General features: G+C 65.3%; 16 protein-coding genes. 5 read left to right on the top strand and 11 right to left on the bottom strand.

Features of this window, described 5'->3' with window-relative positions; genetic code table 11:
• Positions 1-3: 3 nt before the first annotated feature.
• Genes AC4BCN_RS10610 through AC4BCN_RS10600 form a run of 3 tightly spaced genes read right to left on the bottom strand, consistent with a single transcriptional unit; the run spans position 4 to position 3,520 of the window.
• A complete protein-coding gene (locus tag AC4BCN_RS10610; RefSeq protein WP_490493252.1) occupies positions 4-348 on the bottom strand; it encodes a hypothetical protein in 345 nt (114 codons plus the stop codon).
• On the bottom strand, positions 345-1,913 hold the full coding sequence (locus AC4BCN_RS10605; protein WP_490493251.1) for a glycerol-3-phosphate dehydrogenase/oxidase: 1,569 nt from the start codon (positions 1,911-1,913) through the stop codon (positions 345-347). Before AC4BCN_RS10605 ends, AC4BCN_RS10610 begins: the two co-directional genes overlap by 4 nt.
• Complete coding sequence (locus AC4BCN_RS10600) at positions 1,910-3,520, bottom strand: FAD-binding oxidoreductase (RefSeq protein ID WP_490493250.1); 1,611 nt, start codon at positions 3,518-3,520, stop codon at positions 1,910-1,912. The genes AC4BCN_RS10605 and AC4BCN_RS10600 overlap by 4 nt, the downstream gene beginning before the upstream one ends.
• Positions 3,521-3,659: 139 nt before the next feature.
• Between AC4BCN_RS10600 and AC4BCN_RS10595 the strand changes: the two genes are divergently transcribed.
• From AC4BCN_RS10595 to AC4BCN_RS10585, 3 genes are all read left to right on the top strand, one after another.
• Positions 3,660-4,721: an AraC family transcriptional regulator gene (locus AC4BCN_RS10595; RefSeq protein WP_490493249.1), complete on the top strand. Its 1,062-nt coding sequence runs from the start codon at positions 3,660-3,662 to the stop codon at positions 4,719-4,721.
• Between the two features lie 92 nt (positions 4,722-4,813).
• The gene (locus tag AC4BCN_RS10590; protein WP_070306111.1) at positions 4,814-5,596 is read left to right on the top strand and encodes a 3-hydroxybutyrate dehydrogenase; all 783 of its coding nucleotides are present in this window, start codon (positions 4,814-4,816) and stop codon (positions 5,594-5,596) included.
• Positions 5,597-5,658: 62 nt separating this feature from the next.
• Positions 5,659-6,507: a DUF2071 domain-containing protein gene (locus AC4BCN_RS10585; protein ID WP_490493248.1), complete on the top strand. Its 849-nt coding sequence runs from the start codon at positions 5,659-5,661 to the stop codon at positions 6,505-6,507.
• Here AC4BCN_RS10585 and AC4BCN_RS10580 read toward each other — a convergent pair.
• From AC4BCN_RS10580 to AC4BCN_RS10570, 3 genes are all read right to left on the bottom strand, one after another.
• Entirely contained in the window at positions 6,479-8,122 is a 1,644-nt protein-coding gene (locus AC4BCN_RS10580; protein ID WP_490493247.1) for a methyl-accepting chemotaxis protein, read from the bottom strand. The two genes, AC4BCN_RS10585 and AC4BCN_RS10580, sit on opposite strands and share 29 nt — an antisense overlap.
• Positions 8,123-8,361: 239 nt before the next feature.
• Positions 8,362-8,952 carry a hypothetical protein gene (locus AC4BCN_RS10575; protein WP_139092583.1) on the bottom strand — a complete coding sequence of 197 codons (591 nt, stop codon included), beginning with the start codon at positions 8,950-8,952 and terminating at the stop codon, positions 8,362-8,364.
• A gap of 61 nt (positions 8,953-9,013) precedes the next feature.
• Positions 9,014-9,379: a winged helix-turn-helix transcriptional regulator gene (locus AC4BCN_RS10570; protein WP_139092584.1), complete on the bottom strand. Its 366-nt coding sequence runs from the start codon at positions 9,377-9,379 to the stop codon at positions 9,014-9,016.
• A 115-nt stretch (positions 9,380-9,494) separates the two neighbouring features.
• Here AC4BCN_RS10570 and AC4BCN_RS10565 point away from each other — a divergent pair, with 115 nt between their 5' ends.
• Positions 9,495-10,202, top strand: a complete 708-nt coding sequence (locus tag AC4BCN_RS10565; protein ID WP_490493246.1) for a glutathione S-transferase family protein — start codon at positions 9,495-9,497, stop codon at positions 10,200-10,202.
• A 118-nt stretch (positions 10,203-10,320) separates the two neighbouring features.
• Positions 10,321-12,405 (top strand): S9 family peptidase, encoded by a 2,085-nt coding sequence (locus AC4BCN_RS10560; RefSeq protein WP_490493245.1) that lies wholly within the window; start codon positions 10,321-10,323, stop codon positions 12,403-12,405.
• A gap of 102 nt (positions 12,406-12,507) precedes the next feature.
• On the opposite strand, the gene AC4BCN_RS10555 is transcribed toward AC4BCN_RS10560, so the two are convergent.
• The 5 genes from AC4BCN_RS10555 to AC4BCN_RS10535 all read right to left on the bottom strand — a co-directional run bounded on the left by AC4BCN_RS10555 (position 12,508) and on the right by AC4BCN_RS10535 (position 19,069).
• On the bottom strand, positions 12,508-14,559 hold the full coding sequence (locus tag AC4BCN_RS10555) for an esterase-like activity of phytase family protein (RefSeq protein ID WP_490493244.1): 2,052 nt from the start codon (positions 14,557-14,559) through the stop codon (positions 12,508-12,510).
• 71 nt (positions 14,560-14,630) lie between these two features.
• Positions 14,631-15,557: a helix-turn-helix domain-containing protein gene (locus AC4BCN_RS10550; RefSeq protein WP_051991963.1), complete on the bottom strand. Its 927-nt coding sequence runs from the start codon at positions 15,555-15,557 to the stop codon at positions 14,631-14,633.
• Positions 15,558-15,612: 55 nt separating this feature from the next.
• Entirely contained in the window at positions 15,613-16,530 is a 918-nt protein-coding gene (locus AC4BCN_RS10545) for a helix-turn-helix domain-containing protein (protein ID WP_139090997.1), read from the bottom strand.
• Between the two features lie 15 nt (positions 16,531-16,545).
• Entirely contained in the window at positions 16,546-18,021 is a 1,476-nt protein-coding gene (locus tag AC4BCN_RS10540) for a mannitol dehydrogenase family protein (RefSeq protein WP_490493243.1), read from the bottom strand.
• Position 18,022: 1 nt separating this feature from the next.
• The gene (locus tag AC4BCN_RS10535) at positions 18,023-19,069 is read right to left on the bottom strand and encodes an ABC transporter ATP-binding protein (RefSeq protein WP_070306091.1); all 1,047 of its coding nucleotides are present in this window, start codon (positions 19,067-19,069) and stop codon (positions 18,023-18,025) included.
• Positions 19,070-19,072: the final 3 nt, after the last annotated feature.

The raw sequence follows: 19,072 nt of genomic DNA, 5'->3' as shown, positions 1-19,072 counted from the left end.
GGCTCAGTCCAGGCTGGCCAGCGCGGCGCGCAGCGCCTGCAGCAGCGCCTGCGGATCCTTGTCCGGCCGGGCGCTGAAGACAGGCGCTTCCCAGTCCTGGCCCCGCACTGCCACCACGCGCAAGCGCCCCTGTTCGTTCCACGCCGGATACCAGCCCACGTCGACGATGTCGCCATTCGCGCACGTGATTTGCAACAGGTCTTCGCCCAGGTCGTCAACGAGGACGCCCACGCTCTGGCGCAAGTCCAGCGGCGACAGGCTGTCGTAGGTGATACGCGCGTCGCCCAGTGCCAGGGGCTGGCCAAACAGGATGGTCTCGATGATGCTCTCCTTTTTTATGGTTTTCATTCGCCTTGCGGCACGCTGTAATGGCGGCGCCACAGGGCCAGGTAGCGCTGCTGCTCTTTTTCCCAGCGCGCGTCGTCCCAGCCCAGTTCACGCTGGCAGATGGCGCGCAGGCGCGGCATGATAGCAAGCGCGCCGCCTGCCAGTTGCAAACCGAGGCGCGTGCGCCGCAGCAGCAAGTCGTCCAGGTGCTGCACGTCCTCGTTGCGCGCGCCCCAGCGCAGCTGCGCCCACAGGGTCTGCGTGCCGGGAATCGGCGCCAGCTCGCCGTCCTGCGCCGCATCGCACAGCGCCTGCGCCCCCGCGCCATGACGGCCCAGCAGGCGTTCGCGCTGTTCGGCATCGAGCACCAGGGCCTTGCCCGACAAGGGCGGCGTGGCATCGAAAATCGGCAAGGGGCGCAAATCCGCCTGCCAGCCCGGCAGCAGGGGTGCGGCGCGGCGCAATGCGTCGAGGGCGATCACGCGAAACGTCGTCAGCTTGCCGCCCGCCACCGTCAGCAAGCCGTTTTCCAGCCATAGCGCATGTTCGCGCGCTTCCTTCGACGGGTCAAGCTGGCCGCTGCCGATCACGGGACGCACGCCGGCAAACGTGGCCAGCACATCGCCCTCACCCAGCGCCAGCTGCGGGAACTGCCACTGCAAGGCGGCCAGCAGATACGCAAGTTCGCCGCGCGTGATGGCCGGCTCCACGTCCAGGCTGGCGCCGTGGTCGACATCGGTGGTGCCCACCAGGGCCACACCCTCCCACGGATACGCAAACACGGGGCGGCCATCGTGCGGGTGCATCAGGCTGACGGCTTGCGCCAGCGGCAGCCGCCAGGCGGGCAGCAGCAAATGGCTGCCGCGCAGGGGCCGCAGTTTCGGCGTTTCTCCCACTTGCCCGCGCAAGGCGTCGGCCCAGGCGCCCGTGGCGCTGATCACCAGACGCGCACGCACGGTGAATGCCCTGCCATCGAGCGCATCGTTCAAGGTGGCGCCGGCGACCTTGCCACCGTCGCGCTGCAAGGACGCCACGCCCAGGTAATTGACGGCCACGCCGCCATGGCGGCGCGCTTCCTGCAGTACGCGCAGCACCAGGCGCGCATCGTCCGTCTTCGCGTCCTGGTACAGCATGCCGCCCTGCAGGCCGTCGCGCCGGATGTGCGGCGCCAGCATGGCAAAATCCGCCGCATCGACATAGCGGCGCGTGCGCCGGCCCGCCATCACGTCGTAGATGGCCAGCCCCAGCATGAACTGGCGCCGCCCCGGCTTCCTGCCCGTATAGTCGCCAAAGGCAAATCCTTGCGGCTCGACCAGCCCCGCCGCATCCGTCAGCAAGGCTACCCGCTCGTGCACCGACTCGCGCGTCAGCGCGAACTGGCCCTGCTTCAGGTAGCGCAAGCCTCCATGCACGAGCTTTGATGAGCGGCTCGACGTGCCCCAGGCGAAATCGCGCTGCTCCACCAGCAGCGCCGTCAAACCGCGCCGCGCCGCTTCCAGCAAGATACCGGCGCCCGTGATGCCGCCGCCGACGATCAGCACGTCCCACTCGCGCTCCAGGATGCCGGGCAAATCCTCCCTGTTCACAATCCGCTTCCCGCGTCAGGCAGCAGTTTGCCCGGGTTCATCATGCCCTGCGGATCGAACTGCCGGAGCAGCGCGCGCATGGCGGCGATGCCCAGCTCGCCCTTTTCCGCCGCCAGCCACGGCGCGTGGTCCGTGCCCACGCCGTGCTGGTGGCTGATGGTGCCGCCGTTGGCGACAATGGCGGCGCCGGCCGCGTCTTTCAGGGCACGCCAGCGCGCCATGTTTTCTTCAAAGGTGGACGCCAGCCGGTACACATAGGTGGTGTAGACGCTGGCGCCCTGTGCGTACACGTGCGACAGATGCGTGTATGCGTGCACCTGCTCGCCATGCGCGGCCAGCGCATTGGCGCCCGCCTGTTCCAGCGCCGCCATCATCGGGGCCACGCGGGGCCAGTCGACGGCCGTCTCCACCGTGTCGATCACATAGCCGTGCTCCCACGCGCCATTGCGCAGGTAGACATTGCGAAAGCGCCCCTGCTTCCACTTGTCGCCCATGTGCCGTCCCACGTGCACGCCCCCGTGCCGCCGCGCCAGCGCCAGGGCGCCGCGCAGGGCCGCGCGGGCCAGTTTTTCCTCTCCGCTGACGCCCAGCATCAGCATGCACTTGCCGTCGCCGCAGCCGCGCAGCGACAAATAACGTTCCAGCAGTCCCACCAGTTTCTTGTGGCCGGCCAGGGTCAGCATGGTTTGCGTTTCCAGGGCGTTCGACAGGCGCAGCATGCACAGGGGCAGGCGCGACTGGGCCAGCGCCCGCACGGCCGCCTGCGCCTGGCCCCAGTCCACGAAAAACACGGCGTGAAATGCTTCGTAGGGTGGCAGCGGCGAGACGCGCACCGTCGCCTGTGTCAGGATGCCCAGCCGCCCTTCGGAGCCGAGCACCATTTCGCGCAGGTCGATGCCGGCCGCCGAAGCGGGAAACGTGGGGATGCTCAAGGTGCCGGCCGGCGTTTCCACTTCGCCGCCCGCGAACAGCTGCTCGATGCGGCCGTAGCGCAACGATTGCTGGCCCGACGAGCGCGTGGCGATCCAGCCGCCCAGGGTCGAATACTCGAACGACTGCGGATAGTGGCCCAGCGTGTAGCCGTGTGCGCGCAGCTGCGCTTCCAGGTCGGGGCCATACACGCCGGCGCCGAACGTGGCCAGCTGCGCTTCGCGGTCCAGGTGGCCCAGCGCGCACAGGCGCGCGAGGCTGAGCGACAGCACGGGGCGCGGTCCCGCCGCTACCGTCAAATGCCCGGCCACGCTGGTGCCGCCGCCGTGCGGGATGACGGCCACGCAGGCCTGGCGCGCATACGCGAGCAGCTGGCGCACCTGCAGCGCGCTGTCGGGAAAGGCCACGCCATCGGGCACCGCGCCGATGCGGCCATGGCGCAATTTGAACCAGTCGGGCAGGCTTTGGCCGAGCGCATGGCGCACGCGCGTGGCAGGCTGGGTGTCGATCAGCGGATGCGGCGCCAGGCGCGAAACCGGTACTTGCGCGCAGGCGTCGTCGAAGGTGGCATCGACGATGCCGCTGCCCGGCCCAAGGCGCTCGCGCAGAAACGCCAGCGCGTCCCCGCTCAGCGCATACGTGATGCTCTCGTCTCCCCAGCCATTCCAGCGTTGCATCGACATCCCCTGTATTCGGCCAGTTGCGCGCCACGGCGGCTTGCTATACTGTTCTTGCCTGATTTTCTTGCTAGATCAATAGCATATGCCGCCACAGACGAAGGGTATTGGTTTTTCATGACAATCGCATTGTTCCATCATGACAAGCACTGAAGGCCGGGTCGCCGGCGCCTATCTGCTGCCGCTGCTCGAAGCGGCCGGCGCGCACGGCATCGCAGCAGCCACTCTGGCCCACGCGGCCGGCGTGGCGCCGCACAGCCTGGAAGCGTCCGCACCCAACCTTGCCGCGCGCGACTACGTGCGCCTGCTCGATGCGGGTGCGATGCTGGCGGGCGATGCGCATTTCGGCCTGCACGTGGGCCAGCGGGTGCGCATGGGCACGTACAGCGCATATGGCTTGATCTTACTCAGTTGCAGCAACGTGGGCCAGGTGCTGGAACAGACGGCCCGCTATGAACGGCTGGCGCACGACCTGGGCCAGTCGGCCCTGCAGCGCGATGGCGCCGTCGCGCATTACCGCTGGACCAGCAACTACCCGGGCGCCAGCCGGCACCTGGTCGACAGCGTCTTTGCCGGCATCCGTGTCAGTGGCGACTGGCTGGCAGGCATGCCGCTGCCGCCGGCCCGGCTGGCATTTACCCACGATGGCGGCGGCGACTTGCTGCGCCACGCGGCCCACCGCGACGAATACGTGCGCGTGCTGGGCAGCCTGCCCGCCTTTGGCGCGGGCGCCAACACGGCCACCTTCGACGCGCAATTGCTGGACTGGCCAGTGCCGAACGCCGACGTCAGCCTCTACCCCGTGCTGTGCCAGCATGCGGAACAGTTGCTGGCGCAGCGCGAGGCTGAAACGGACACTGGCGGCGCCATCGACGCGCAAGTGCACGCGGCCATCGTGGCAGGCTTGCGCCAGGGCTCGGCGCGGCTGGCCACCGTTGCCGCCGCGCTGGCGATGACGCCGCGCACCTTGCAGCGCAAGCTGGCCGACGCGGGCACCAGCTTCCAGGCCCTGCTGGACCAGGCCAGGTACGGCCTGGCGCGCGACTATCTGCGCGAGCCGCATTTGTCGCTGGTCGACATCGCCTTCCTGCTCGGCTACCAGGAACAAAGCGCGTTCAATCACGCGTTTCGCACCTGGGCGGGCACCAATCCCGGCGCCTGGCGCCTGCAGGAAATCCTTGACAGGCAGCAAGGCCCATAGACGTGCGCGGGGCATGCACACCGCGTTTTCTCGCTATACTGGCAAAGTCAGATTTTCCACGATCACTCCAACCCGCAATGCAAAGGACTAATATGCAACTCAAAGACAAAGTCGCACTGATTACCGGCGCCGCCAGTGGCATCGGCAAGGAAATGGCCATCGAATACGCAAAACAGGGCGCCAAGGTTGTCATCGCCGACCTGGTCCTGGAAGCGGCCAGCAAGACGGCCGAGGAAATCAAGCAATCGGGCGGCCAGGCGTTTGCCGTCGCCATGGATGTCTCGAGCGAAGAACAGGTCGACAAGGGCGTGGCCGATGCCGTGGCCCACTTCGGCGGCATCGATATCCTGATCAGCAATGCGGGCATCCAGATCATCAGCCCCGTCGTCGACTACCCGTTCGAGCAATGGAAAAAGATGCTGGCCATTCACATGGACGGCGCCTTCCTCACCACGCGCGCCTGCATGCGCGAAATGATCAAGGCGGGCCGCGGCGGCGCCATCATCTACATGGGTTCCGTGCACTCGCACGAAGGCTCGCCGTTCAAGAGCGCCTACGTGGCCGCCAAGCACGGCTTGCTGGGCCTGGCCAAGGTGGTGGCCAAGGAAGGCGCGAAAGACGGCATCCGCGCCAACGTCATCTGCCCGGGCTTCGTGCGTACGCCGCTGGTCGACAAGCAAATCCCCGAACAGGCGGCCCAGCTGAATATCAGCGAAGAAGACGTGATCAAGAAAGTGATGCTGAAAGACACCATCGACGGCGAATTCACCACCACGCAAGACGTGGCGCAAACTGCCGTCTTCCTGGCGGCGTTCCCGTCGACGGCACTGAGCGGCCAATCGATTGTGGTCAGCCACGGCTGGCATATGCAGTAAACACGCAGCGTCTCCGGCAGGCGGCGCCGTCCGCCTGCATCACCGCATCTGAAGGTTCCCAATTGCAAGACAACACTTACCGCCACCCAAACGCGGGCTGGCCGGGGCGGCTCTTTGCCGCGCTCGCCAATTGCACGCGCTTAGCCAAGGTGCGCCAGGCCGTCATGTCGCGCCTGCCCTTCCTCACTTTGCACAGCGACGTGCGCGACGTCGTCTACGTGAGCTGGCTGGTCGACGCAGAGGCCGCACAGCGGCTGCTGCCTGCGGGCGTGACCCTGTGGCAGCGCGGCGGCAAGACGCCATTCACGGTGCTGACCTACCGCCACGGGCATTTCGGCCCGGCCCTGCTCGGTCCCTTACGCAAGCTGCTGCCGTCTCCGCTGCAAAGCAACTGGCGCTTGTACCTGGACCACACGCCGCCGGGGGCGCCCGCCGTGCCCTGCGTGTATTTTCTGAAAAACATCATGGACAGCCTGCCGCACGCGCTGGGGACGCGGCTGTTCAGCGACATCCTTCCGACGCACCTGGCCGCCGGCATGACGCATGAGGTCACGGCCACGCAGGCCCGCTGCACCATTGCCAGCGGCGCCGGCAGCGCCCCGCTGCTCGATGTGCAGGCGGACATCATGGCGGAGCATGGCCTCGATGCCGGCTGGCAAGCGCTGTTCGGCAACTGGCACGACGCCGTCGCCTTTCTCGCCTGCCAGGATGCGGCCATCGCCCACGTGCCGCGCAACGGCAAGCTCGTCTTTGGCGAAATCGACTTGCCCGTCGATGTGGGTCAAGTGCAAGCGCTGACGGCCTTGCGCGCCGACTGCGGCTTGCTGGGGCAGTTGCCGCCCCTGTCAGCACCATTTGCCTTTGTCGTACCCGAGGTTGCCTTCAAGGCGCTGTCAGAGCGCCTGCTGTAGCGCGGCGGCGCTCGGGTGGGCGTACAGGCGCGGCCTGGCCGCCGCGCCGCCGTTCCAGCTTGAACAGGGCCATCGCCTGCTCCAGCTGCAAGGTCTGGTCTTGCAGCGACGCCGAGGCGGCCGCCGATTCCTCGACCAGCGCCGCGTTCTGCTGCGTCACTTCATCCATCTGCGTGACGGCCATGTTGACCTGGCCGATGCCGTGGCTTTGCTCGCGCGAAGCCGAGGCGATCTCTTCCATGATGCCGTGCACGCCCTGCACGGCGCCCAGCATCTCGGCGCTGCTGGCGCCTGCCTGCTGCGCCAGCTTCGCGCCCGCCTGCACCTGCGCCAAAGACGCCGTGATCAATTGCTTGATTTCCGTGGCCGCCGCCGCGCTGCGATGGGCCAGGCTGCGCACTTCGCCGGCCACGACGGCAAAGCCGCGACCCTGGTCGCCCGCGCGCGCCGCTTCCACGGCCGCGTTCAGGGCGAGGATATTCGTCTGGAAGGCGATGCCTTCGATCATGCCCGTAATGTCGCCGATCTTCTTCGATGACGCGTTAATGTCCGCCATCATGCTCACCATCTGGCCGACGAGTTCGCCGCCGCGCCCGGCCAGGCCGTGGACTTTGCCCGCCATGTCGCTCGCCTGCACGGCGTTGCCGCTGTTTTGCTGCACCGTGGCTGCCAGTTGCTCCATGCTCGACGCCGTCTGCTGCAGGGCCGACGCCTGCGCTTCCGTGCGACCCGACAAGTCCATATTGCCGGCGGCGATTTCCTGGCTGGCCATGCTGATGCGCAGGAAATTGCCGCGCACGTCGCCGACGATGGAATGCAAATTCACGCGCAGCTGGCGCAAGGAACGCAGCAGCTGCCCCATCTCGTCGCGCCGCGTGGTGTCGAGTTCCCCCGTCAGGTCGCCGCCCGCCATCACGTCGCAGGCCTGGCGCGCCTGCTGCAACGGTTGCAGCACGGCGCGGTGCAGGCTGTGCCAGAAATACAGGGTCGCGCCCAAGGCCAGCACGGATAGGCCCGTCAGCCAGCCGCCCGCGCCGGCCGGCAGCACGCCCGTATTCCACGCCAGTTGCAGCAACAATACCAGGCTCAGCAAGCCCAGATTCCAGCCGATGCGCTTGCCCAGCGGCAGGTCGCGCAAGCTCGCCAGCCTGGCCAGCCAGCCCGTGCGCACGGCCGCGCCCTGGCTGATGACGATGCCATCGGCCTGCCCCGCCTTGATGCGCGCGTACAGGGCGGATGCCTGCGCCACCTGCTGGCGCGTCGGCTTGGTGCGCACGGACATGTAGCCGACGGCCACGCCATCCTCGACCACGGGCGTGACGTTCGCGAGCACCCAGTAGTAATCGCCATTCTTGCAGCGGTTTTTCACCATGCCGCTCCACGAACGGCCCGAGCGGATGGTGGCCCAGAAATCGGCAAACGCCTCGACCGGCATGTCCGGATGCCGAAGGATGTTTTGCGGAGCACCGATCAATTCTTCCGCGCTGTAACCGCTGACGGCGATGAAATACGGGTTGGCATAGGTGATATTGCCTTGCAAGTCGGTAGTCGAGACGATGGTCTCGGTATCGCTCAAATTGATTTCGGTATCGCTGACGGGAAGATTGAGTCGCATGGTCGGATCCTTGGCTGTAGCCCTTGCTGGCACGGGGGAACGGTCAAATGCGGCACGGCAGCAAGCCGGCTGCAATCTGCACCGATACATTAATTTTAATATTTAATTATTAATTTAAATCGGCAATTTTCACGGAGGAGATTGCCTTGTGGATCTGCAAATATTGCAGACGGCGGCGTGGCCGCGGGGAATGGCAGGAATGATGCCGGAACAGCGTGGCTGTCCCGGCAGAAAAACGTTTAACGGGGCACGTAGCGCCAGTTGCCGCTCTCGAGCATGAACGTCAGTTCCGTCTTGATGGCTTCCGAACGGCTCGGCACGCTCAATTCCGTATCGCATGCGAGGTAGCCCGTCTTGCGCTTGACGTCGCATTCGTTGACGGCCTTGACCTGCATTGTGCTTTGCGCTTCCTGCATCTGCACGTCCTTGGCCGCTTCCGGATTGCGCGCCACTTCTTCCTTGGCCCACGCGCGTATCATCGTTTGCGCCTCGGCCGGCGACGGTCCCGCGAACTTGGCGTTCTTGCGTTCGACGCCGACCCAGGTATCGCCCTCTTTCCGCAAGGGCAGGACATTAAAACCATCGCGCATGCCGGCGCTCATGCCCACCAGGCACACCACTTCGCCCGGCACTTCCTGCGAGTCCTGGCAGCCGGCCAGGCTGGTGACCTTGATGACGAACGGCATGCTTGACTGCGTCTTCGCTTGTGTCTTGGCCACGCCTGCCTGCACGGCAGCGTGGATCTGGTCGAGCGTGGGCATGGTGGCGGCATGGGCCGGCAGGGCGGCGAACAGGGCGGCGGCGGTCAGGGCGATGGAAGTCAGGCGCATGGGTATCGAGAGTAGTGAGCTAAGGCCGGCAGTCTAGCACTTTGCATAAAAACAGCTGTTTCTATAGGGAATTATCCACGACATCGGGCGCGAGAAAGGCGCCGCCCGCGTCCGCCTGTCCGCGCAGGCGCAAGCCGATGGCCCGCAACATCTCGACCAGTTCGCGCAGAAGCAAGCCTTCGTCCGTCAGCCGGTATTCCACCTTGACGGGCACTTCCGCGTAGATCGTGCGCGTCAGCAAGCCCGCCTCTTCCAGCGCGCGCAAGTCCAGGGTCAGCATGCGCTGCGAGATATTCGGCACGGCGCGGCGGATTTCGCTGAAGCGCTTCGGCCCCGCCATCAGATAGCTGAGCAGCACCACCCTCCAGCGCCCGCCCAGCAAGCGCATGGCCTCTTCCACGGCGCAGCCGGAGACATTGTCTTTCATGGTTCGCTCCCCACCTGGTATAAAAAATGTACCTATACCACATTATTCTGCCTTCTTCCAAATAGTAACCATCGCGATTAGACTGCCCTTCCCTCACCTCATATGGAAGTCTTGCTTGGAAACCACCCTGATCTACAGCGTGCCGTTCGGCTGCTCGTTTGCCGCCATCGCCGCCCTCGAATGGAGCGGCTTGCCGTATCGCCTTGCCCGCGTGGAAGCGCGCGACCCGGCCAGCAAGCAGCATCCGGCCTTTCTCGCCATCAATCCCCTGAGCCAGACGCCTGCCCTGCTCACGCACACGGGCATGCCGCTGCTGGAAAGCATGGCGATCCTGCTGCACCTGGCCGCTCGTGCGCCAAGCAGCAACCTGGGTTTTGCCCAAGGCACGCCAGACTACGACCGCCTCAACAGCGTGCTGTCCTTTTTGCACACGACGTTTCACGCGGCCTTCATGCCCGCCTTCCAGGCCTCGCGCGCGCCGCCGGACGATGCGCGCGCGGCCGTCTGGCGCGAGATGGCCGTCGAGAAGGTGAACAAGAGCCTGGCCCACTTGGAGCGCCTGCTCGAGGGCCGCGCATGGCTCGCCTCCGATGCCGCGCCGACCATCGCCGACGCCTACCTGGCCGCCACGGCGCGCTGGGCCGAACCGCTGCAGCTGGCCAGCCTGGCCGATTACCCGAACACGGCGCGCGTATTGGCCGCGCTGGAACAAGACCCCGGCATCCGCTTTGCCCACGCCATCGAAGACGGCTTGCCGGCCACCAGCCGGGGCGGTTTCCTGGGCCACGTGGCGCTCGACCAACTGGCAGCAAAGGCCGGCTAACCGGCGGTCAACTCCCGCAGCAGACGCGTCTTTATTGCTATGATGTCGGGCTGCCGGCGGTACAGCCGGCCACGTCAATACCATATCGATAACGTCGCAATATAAAACGGGAGTTTGAATGAGTTTACGTCTGCTGCTCTTGGGAGCATTCAGTGCCGCCATGGCCACCACTGCCGCCGTGCCGGCATTGGCCGCGCCACGCGGTTTCACCGTGGAAGACATGGTGGCCATGGAACGCGTGGGCAGCCCCGTGCTGTCGCCGGACGCCACGCGCGTCGTCTACACGGTGCGCACCACCAACCTGGACAAAAACCGCGGCAACACGCAGCTGTGGATGATCGACCTGCGCGCGCCGAACGCGGCACCGCGCCAGCTCACGCGCGGCGATGCCAGCGCCAGCGACCCGCAATGGTCGCCGAACGGCGACGCCATCTTCTTCCTGTCCGGCCGTTCCGGCTCCTCGCAAGTGTGGCAGCTGCCCCTGAACGGCGGCGAAGCGGCCAAGGTCACCGACCTGGCGCTGGACGTGGACACCTACCGCTTGTCGCCGCAGGGCGACCGCCTGGCCTTCAGCATGGGCGTCTTCCTCGATTGCGCGGACCTCGCCTGCACGAAAAAACGCCTCGATGACAAAGCCAAGAACAAGGCAAGCGGCATGGTCTACGACCAGATGTTCGTGCGCCACTGGGATACCTGGGCCGATGGCCGCCGCAACGCACTGTACTCGGCGCCGATCGACTCGACCGGCAAGGTCAGCGCCGCGCCCGTGAGCCTGAGCGGCACCCTCGACGGCGACGCGCCATCGAAACCGTTCGGCGACAACGGCGAATACCACTTCAGCCCGGACGGCAAGACCGTCGCCTTCTCCGTGCGCGTGGCCGGCCGCACGGAATCGTGGTCGACCAACTTCGACGTCTACACGATTCCCTCCGCCGGCGGCCAGGCGCCGCGCAACCTCACGGCCGACAATCCGGCCTGGGACGCGAAAGCCACCTGGTCGCCCGATGGCCGCACCCTTGCCTATGTCGCCATGACCAAGCCGGGCTTTGAAGCGGACCGTTTTCATTTGGTGCTGATGGATGTCGCCACCGGCAAAAAGCGCACCGTGGCCGACGATTGGGACCGTTCCGTGGCCGACTTCCGCTGGACGCCGGACAGCAAGGCTTTCCTCGTCGCCGCCGATGACGTGGGCCAGCACCGTCTGTTCCACATCGACGCGGCCAGCGGCAAGGTCAATGCGCTGACGGGCAAGGGCGCCGTGGGCGACTTCGACGTACGCGGCAATACCATCGTGCTGGCCCAAGCCAACCTGGCATCGGGCGCGCAGCTGTACACGCGCAAACTCGACGCGAAGTCGGAAAACGCGCCGATGGTGCAGCTGACGAAGCAGAATGCGGCGGCCCTGGCCGACGTGCGTTTCGGCGAATATGAACAGTTTTCGTTCGCCGGCGCGAATGGCGAAACCGTCTACGGCCACGTCATGAAGCCGTGGAATGCCAAGGCCGGTGAAAAGTATCCAATCGCTTTCCTCGTTCACGGCGGCCCGCAAGGCAGCTTTGGCAATAGCTGGAGCTACCGCTGGAATCCGCAAGTGTATGCGGGCGCCGGCTACGCCACCGTCTTCATCGACTTTCACGGTTCGACCGGCTACGGCCAGAAGTTCACGGACTCCATCAGCGGCGACTGGGGCGGCAAGCCGCTGGTCGACTTGCAGAAGGGCCTGGAAGCGGCCACCAAGAAGTTCCCATGGCTGGACCGCGAGCGCAGCTGCGCGCTGGGCGCCTCGTACGGCGGCTACATGATGAACTGGATCGCCGGTAACTGGCCGGACGGTTTCAAATGCCTGGTCAACCACGACGGCGTGTTCGACAACCGCGGCATGGCGTACGCGACGGAAGAACTGTGGTTCACGGAATGGGAAAACGGCGGCCCTTATTACGACGCACCGGCCAAGCACGAGCAGTTCAACCCCGTCAACTTCGTGAAAAACTGGAAGACGCCGATGCTGGTGGTCCAGGGCGACCTTGATTTCCGCATCCCGACCGCGCAAGGCCTGGGCACCTTCACGGCGCTGCAGCGCCAGGGCATCCCGAGCAAGCTGCTGGTCTTCCCGGACGAGAACCACTGGGTACTGAAACCGGCCAATTCGCTGCTGTGGCATCACACCGTTTTGGATTGGTTGAATACCTACACGAAAAAATAACCAATAAAGCAAAATCAGGGGTCAGACCCGGCGGGTCTGACCCCAGCTCTACGCTAGCCGCACAGCTCACGCCTGCGGCTTTTTTACGTCCGTCAAACTACATCAATACGTATTAAGCGCCTTGGCAAACTTCACGATCCACAAGCGGCTTGGACGTTCGCGGTCGTCGCCGCGGGCCACGCGGATGGTGTTGGCGGCGTTGCAGCCGGCGGTGCTGCTCGTGACGATGGTGCCGTTCGCATCGACCGTGCACTTGCTCACGTCGGCGCCATCGACTTCCACGCCATTCGCGTCAAAGACCTTGGTTTTCAAGCCGAAGTCATTGTCGTTGGCGAGCGCGATGGTGGAGTCGTCGATCAGGGTCAGTCCTTCCGCTTTTTCCGCCGCCCAGCCGATGGCGTTCAAGTCCAGCAGCACGGTTTTCTTCAGCGGCGTGACGGCCGTCCAGTCGGCGCCATTCACGGCCGCGCCGCCCATGCTGCTCTTTTCCAGGTCCGACGTCGTTGCGTTGAAAGCGGCGGCCGCGATGTCCGTGGCGCCCTTCAATTCGACCAGCATCAGTTTATTGAACACCTTGCCCGACGGCGCGGCGCCCTGCTCGATGACGAGGAACTTGCCGCCGCCCAGCGCCACCATGTCGCCCAGCTTGGCGTTGCCCGTGCGGCCATCCTGGTAGTCGGCCGCATTGAGCGGATACGCATACATCTTGCCGCTGCTGCCCGTCACCGGGTCGAATTCGATCCAGCGCGTGAAGCGGGCGAAGCGCTCGACCTGTTCATTCTTCTTCGTCACCGAATACGGTGCAGTACCGTCGGACAGGGGGCTTTGCAGGAACGCATACAGCTTGTCGTTGCTCGTGTCCAGGGTCATGCCTTCCATGCCGCGGTTGGCGCGGCGCTTGGCGAACAGCGCCGGCAAGCCCTTGCCCGGCTCATACTTGGCCTGGATGATGCCCGTGGCCGCATCGATCCTGACGATGAACGGGCCGTATTCGTCGGACACCCACAGCGCGTTGCGCTTGGCATCGACGACGATGGACTCCGAATCGAGACCGCCCGCATTGAAGACAGCCTTGCCAGCCGTGTCGAATTTCATCGCATCCATGACGGGAATCTCGGCCGAATTGCCGACGGCGCCCACTGGCACGGGCAAGCCCGAGCTGTTGACGGTGGCCGACACCTTGATCGGCGTCGACGAACTCAGGACGGCGCCGTTCTTGCCGACCGTGAGCACGCCAAACGAGGGCGTGAAGCTCGGCGACGGGAAGATCTTGCTGCCGATCGTGCCCTTGCCCGATGGATCGGGAACCAGCGGGCCGTCGCCGTTCGGGCCGCGGTCCGTCAAGCCATAGAATTCCAGGTCGCCGTTGGCGTTCTTGCCTTTGTAGGCCAGGCCCGAACCGTACGATGGCAAAAAGCCGTTCGGGAATTCGCCCTTGATCTTGGCGTTCGCGCCTTCGTACGGCACGTAGAACTTGCTGTCCGCCTGGATCTGGTAGCGCGTCACCGTCACTTTGACTTCGCCGACCGGGTTGGCTTGGGTCAGCGCCTCGTTGACGGGCGCGCCCGCTTTCGAGGCCAGGGTATCTTCGAAATGCTCGCGCGCGAGGGCGCGGCGTTCCGCATCGACCGTCCGGCCGGCAAATTTCGCGCCCACGGCCGCCAGATGCGCGGACAGGGCCGCGTTGAAGACGGCCGGGACGGCGGCAAAGTCCAGGGTCTTGCCGGCCAGCGCGGCCTTCACTTCCGCCGTCAGCTTGATGCCGTTCGACGGATCGCTGTCCTCGTCCAGCAGTTGCAGCGCCAGCAGGCGGTTGACGACCTTGTCGTCCCCCACGTTGGTGCTGGCGGCCAGCGCCAGCGGCGTGACGACGGGACCGCATGGGGCCGAACCCAGGGCCAGTCCACCCACACTGAAGGCTACCGTATCACCCGGGTTGCAAATGAATTCGCCCTTGGCATTGGTGCTGGCCTTGGCCGCGCTGCCGGCCACGTAATCGAGCCCTTCCACCGCACCGTCGAGGAACACGCCCGTCTGCGCCACGGGCTTGGCCGGCTCATTGTGGCTGTCGCTGCCGCCACAGGCGGCCAGGGCCAGGCTGGCGGCGATAGCCAGCAGGGTCAGTTTCGGGGTGGACGTTACGGCAGTCTTCATGCATTCCTCGGCTAGGGTGGGGTTGAAGCCGTGGAGGATAACTGTTCAAAGTGACAAGCCCATGACAGGCATTACGGCGGTGGCGTATCCGCAACAGGCCCGCCGATGCCGCCAAAGCGCCCATCGGCCTGGCGCCGGAATTCCTTGGGCGTGACGCCCTTCACCTGCAAAAAGCGCCGGTTGAAGTTGGCCACGTTCTGGAAACCCACGTCGTAGCAGACATTGGATACGTATTGATCCGTGTCCATCAGCAGCTGGCAAGCCTTGTTGATGCGCAGGCGGTTCATGAAATCCGTGAAGCTGTTGCCCGTCGCCTTGCGGAAGAAGCGCGAGAATTTACTCAGCGACATGCCCACCTGCTCGGCCAGCATTTCCGCCGAAATCGGCTCGCGGTAATTGTCCGTGATGTAGTTGAGGACGGAATTGACCTTGGCCAGGGTGGCGTCATCGTCGTAGGAACGCAGCGAGGCGCTCGACAGCAAGCGGTAGTTGGCCGTGCGCGCCAGCTTGCTCATTAATTGCACGAATTCGGCGAAGCGCTCGGCGCCGTGCGTGGCGCGGATGCGCGCCAGGTGCTGTTCGGCCTCGTGGCCCATGTCGAAAAACTCCACGCCATAGCTGGAGCGTTCGAGCAGCGGCAGCAGCTCGCGCAATTCGGGGATGACGCGCGCGGCGCCGGCCAGCGGCGCGTGGGCGAATTGCACGATCATGTCGCGCAGGGCCACGCCCCCTTCCGGCATCACGTTGGATATCCAGTTGTGCGGCAGGCGCGGCCCCGTCAGCACCAGGTGGCCGGGCGAGAATTCGCCGATATAGTCGCCCACGAACAATCGCCCGCTGGTGGCGACGATCAGGTGCAGCTCATACTCTTCATGGCAGTGCCAGCGCACGCGCGAGCTGGGATAGCCATGTTCCAGGTAATTGATGATGCCGTCGTAGCTTTCGCGTTCCAGTTCGGGCGCCTTGCGCTCGCTGTCCTTCTGCCATCGGTATTCCATGCTCGTCTCTCCCAGGCTGTCCCCGCCTGTGCCATCCAATGTACCTCAAAAAGCGTCACTCGCCAAAACGGCCCAGCGCCTGCTGGCGAAACTCCTTCGGCGTCATGCCCTTCAATTCGAGGAAGCGCCGGTTGAAATTGGCCACGTTATTGAACCCCGCCTCGTAGCAGATGTTGCTGACGTAGCGCTCCGTCTCCATCAGCAGCTGGCACGCCTTGTTGATGCGCAGGCGGTTGACGAAGTCCGTAAAGCTGTTGCCCGTGGCGTGGCGAAAGAAGCGCGAAAACGTCCGCTCGGGCATGTCCACCTGCTCGGCCAGCTGCTTCAGCGAGAACTGGCTGCTGTAATTGTGCACGATGTAATTGATGGCAGAACTGATGCGCGCCAGCGCCACGTCGTCATCGCTCGACTGCATCGGCACCGTCGACAGCAGCTGATAGTCGCTGGTCTGCGCCAGCTCACCCAGCAAGGTCAGAAATTCGATGAAGCGCGGCAGGCCGCTGCTGTCGCGGATGCGCCGGAAGCGCCGCAGCGACTGTTCGCTGACGCCAAAGAATTCCACGCCGTGCAAGGCGCGCTGCAGCAGCGGAAAAACATCCTTCAATTCGGGAATGGCGGCGGCCATCGACGCCAGCGGCGCGTGCGAAAACTGGACCACCATGTCGCGCAAGACCACGCCTTCGGGCGGCGTGCCGAGCGAGACCCAGTTGTGCGGCACGCGCGGCCCCGTCAGCACCAGGTGGCCAGGCGTGAACTGGCCAATGTAGTCGCCGACGAAGACCTTGCCGCTGCTCTCGACGATCAGGTGCAGTTCGTACTCGTCATGGTAATGCCAGCGCACCAGCGCATTCGGAAAGCCGTGCTCGAGGTAGCGGATGAAGCCGAAACTGCCTTTCGGCTCAAAGCCGGGCGTGGCGTCGCGCTGCTGTTCCAGCTCCATCTGCGGCAAGCAAGCGTCGGCTTTGCGTGGCATGGCGCGCCCTCCCCGTCAGGCCACAATCTGTTCCAGCGCCCCGCGTGCGCCCAGCCCGTACAGGCTGGCCAGCGCTTGCGCCACCGCCTGCGCAAACGCTGATGTGTCGCTCAAGTCGCCGAACAGTTCGCGCAGGGACAGCAGCGCCGCGGCGTCCGCGCCGCCCTGCAGCGCCAGCGCGCGCAGACGCACCGCATACGGGTCGTTCAAGGGCATCTCGCGCCCCTGCTCGTCGTGGCCCTCCAGGTAGCGGAACCAGCAGGCCACGGTAAACGCCAGCAGCTTGATGGCGCCGCCCTGCGCCAGCGCTTCGCGCACGGACGGCAGCACGAATTTCGGGATGCGCGCGGAGCCCTCCGTGCCAATGCGCGCCAGCTGGTCGCGCACGGCCGGATTCGAGAAGCGCTCGATCAGGGTATCTTTATAGCGCGCCAGGTCGATGCCTTCCACTTCATCCAGCAGCGGCGTGACCTCGTCATCCATCATGCGCCGCACGAGCTGGCGGATGCCAGGGTCGCCCATCGCTTCGTGCGCAAACGTGTAACCGAGCTGCATGCCGATGTAGCACAGGGCCTGGTGGCTGGCATTCAGGAGGCGCAGCTTCATTTTCTCGTACGGCAGCACGTCGTGCGTCATCTGTGCCCCCACCTTTTCCCAGGCCGGCCGGCCCTGCGGGAACTCGTCTTCGATGACCCACTGGCGGAACGGCTCGCAGACGACGGGCCAGGCGTCGATGATGCCGAAGCTGTCGCGCACGAGCGCCCGGTGTTCATCGGTGGTGGCCGGCGTGATGCGGTCGACCATGCTGTTGGGGAAGCTGCCATCACTGGCCAGCCAGCGCGCCAGCTCGAGGTCGCGCAGGGCGACAAAGGCCAGCAGCATCTTGCGCGTCACGTCGCCATTGTTTTGCAGGTTGTCGCAGGACATGATGGTAAACGGCGGCAGTCCCCGCTGGTGGCGCAGGGCCAGCGCGGCGGCCAGATAGCCGAACGAGCAGCGCGGCGCTGCGGGATGCGCCAGTTCATGCACGATGTCGGGGTGAGCCGCATCGAATTCGCCCGTGCCCTGGTTCACATAGTAGCCGCCCTCGGTGATGGTCAGTGCGACGATGCGCGTGCCGGGGTCGGCCAGCTTTTCCAGCACGGCTTGCGGGTCGTCGGGCGCATACAGGTATTCGCCGATGCAGCCGATGATGCGCGCGCGATCGCCGGCCGCGCTGCGCTCGACCACCGTGTACAAGCCATCCTGCACCCGCATGGCGTCGCGCATGGCCGCATCAATCGCCAGCAAGCCCACGCCGCAGTAGCCCCATTCCACGTTGCCGGGCAAGGCCAGCAAATCGTCGAGGTAGACGGCCTGGTGGGCGCGGAAAAAACCACCCACGCCGATATGCACGATGCTGGGCACGAGCGTCTCGCGCACGTACGCGGGCACGGCCACGTTCCCTGCCAGCTTGGCCAGGTTCGTCTGTTTCAGTTCAATGGCGCTCATTTCAAACTCCCTTGGCGGCGGCATAGGTCTTGCCGGCGCGGTCAAAATAATGGACGAAGCCCGGCTCGAACGTCAAATGCGTCTGCTGGCCCGGCTGCAGGCTGCTGCGCTCGGCGCCGCGCGAGACCACCTGCACATTGTTCGGCAAGCGCACATAGGTCAGGGTTTCCACACCCAAGGACTCCACCAGGTCGACGGTGACGGGCACGCTGCCCGGCTGCGCCGCGCCCAGGTGCACGTGCTCGGGGCGGATGCCGACAAAACCATCGGCCTGCGCCGCGCTGCCAGCTTGCGCCAGCAGCTGCGGAGCCGCGTCGGCGGGCACCACGTTCATGCTGGGCGTGCCGATGAATTGTGCGACAAAACGGTTGGCGGGACGGTCATACAATTCCAATGGCGAGCCATGCTGCTCGATCTGCCCGTCGCGCAGCACCACCACTCTGTCGGCGAGGGTCATCGCTTCCACCTGGTCGTGGGTCACATAAATCGTGGTGGCGCCCAGTTCGCGGTGCAGCTTGGCGATCTCGATGCGCGTCTGCACGCGCAGGGCCGCGTCGAGGTTCGACAGCGGTTCATCGAACAGGAACACTTTCGGGTCGCGCACGATGGCGCGGCCGATGGCCACCCGTTGGCGCTGGCCGCCCGACAGCTCCTTCGGCGTGCGCTCCAGGTATTTCCCCAGGTCGAGGATGGCGGCCGCCTTGTCCACCTTTTCGCGGATGATGGCGGGATCGACGCCGGCCAGTTTCAGCGCGAACGACATGTTCTGGAACACCGTCATGTGCGGATACAGCGCATACGATTGAAAGACCATCGCCAGGTCGCGCTTGGACGATGGCAGGGCCGTGATGTCGCGCCCGTCGAGCGACAGCTTGCCGCCGTCGATCGGTTCCAGGCCTGCGATCAGGCGCAGCAGGGTGGACTTGCCGCAGCCGGACGGCCCGACGAAGACGACGAACTCGCCCTGTTGGATCTCCAGGTCGATGCCCTTGATGGCGCGGTGCTCGCCAAAGAATTTTTCGATATTGCTCAGTTGAAGGTAAGCCATGAT

It is taken from the genome of Janthinobacterium sp. Bl 1 (genome assembly GCF_058215535.1).
Note: the sequence above shows the minus strand (reverse complement) of the source record. Positions and strands in the feature narration are given on the sequence as shown.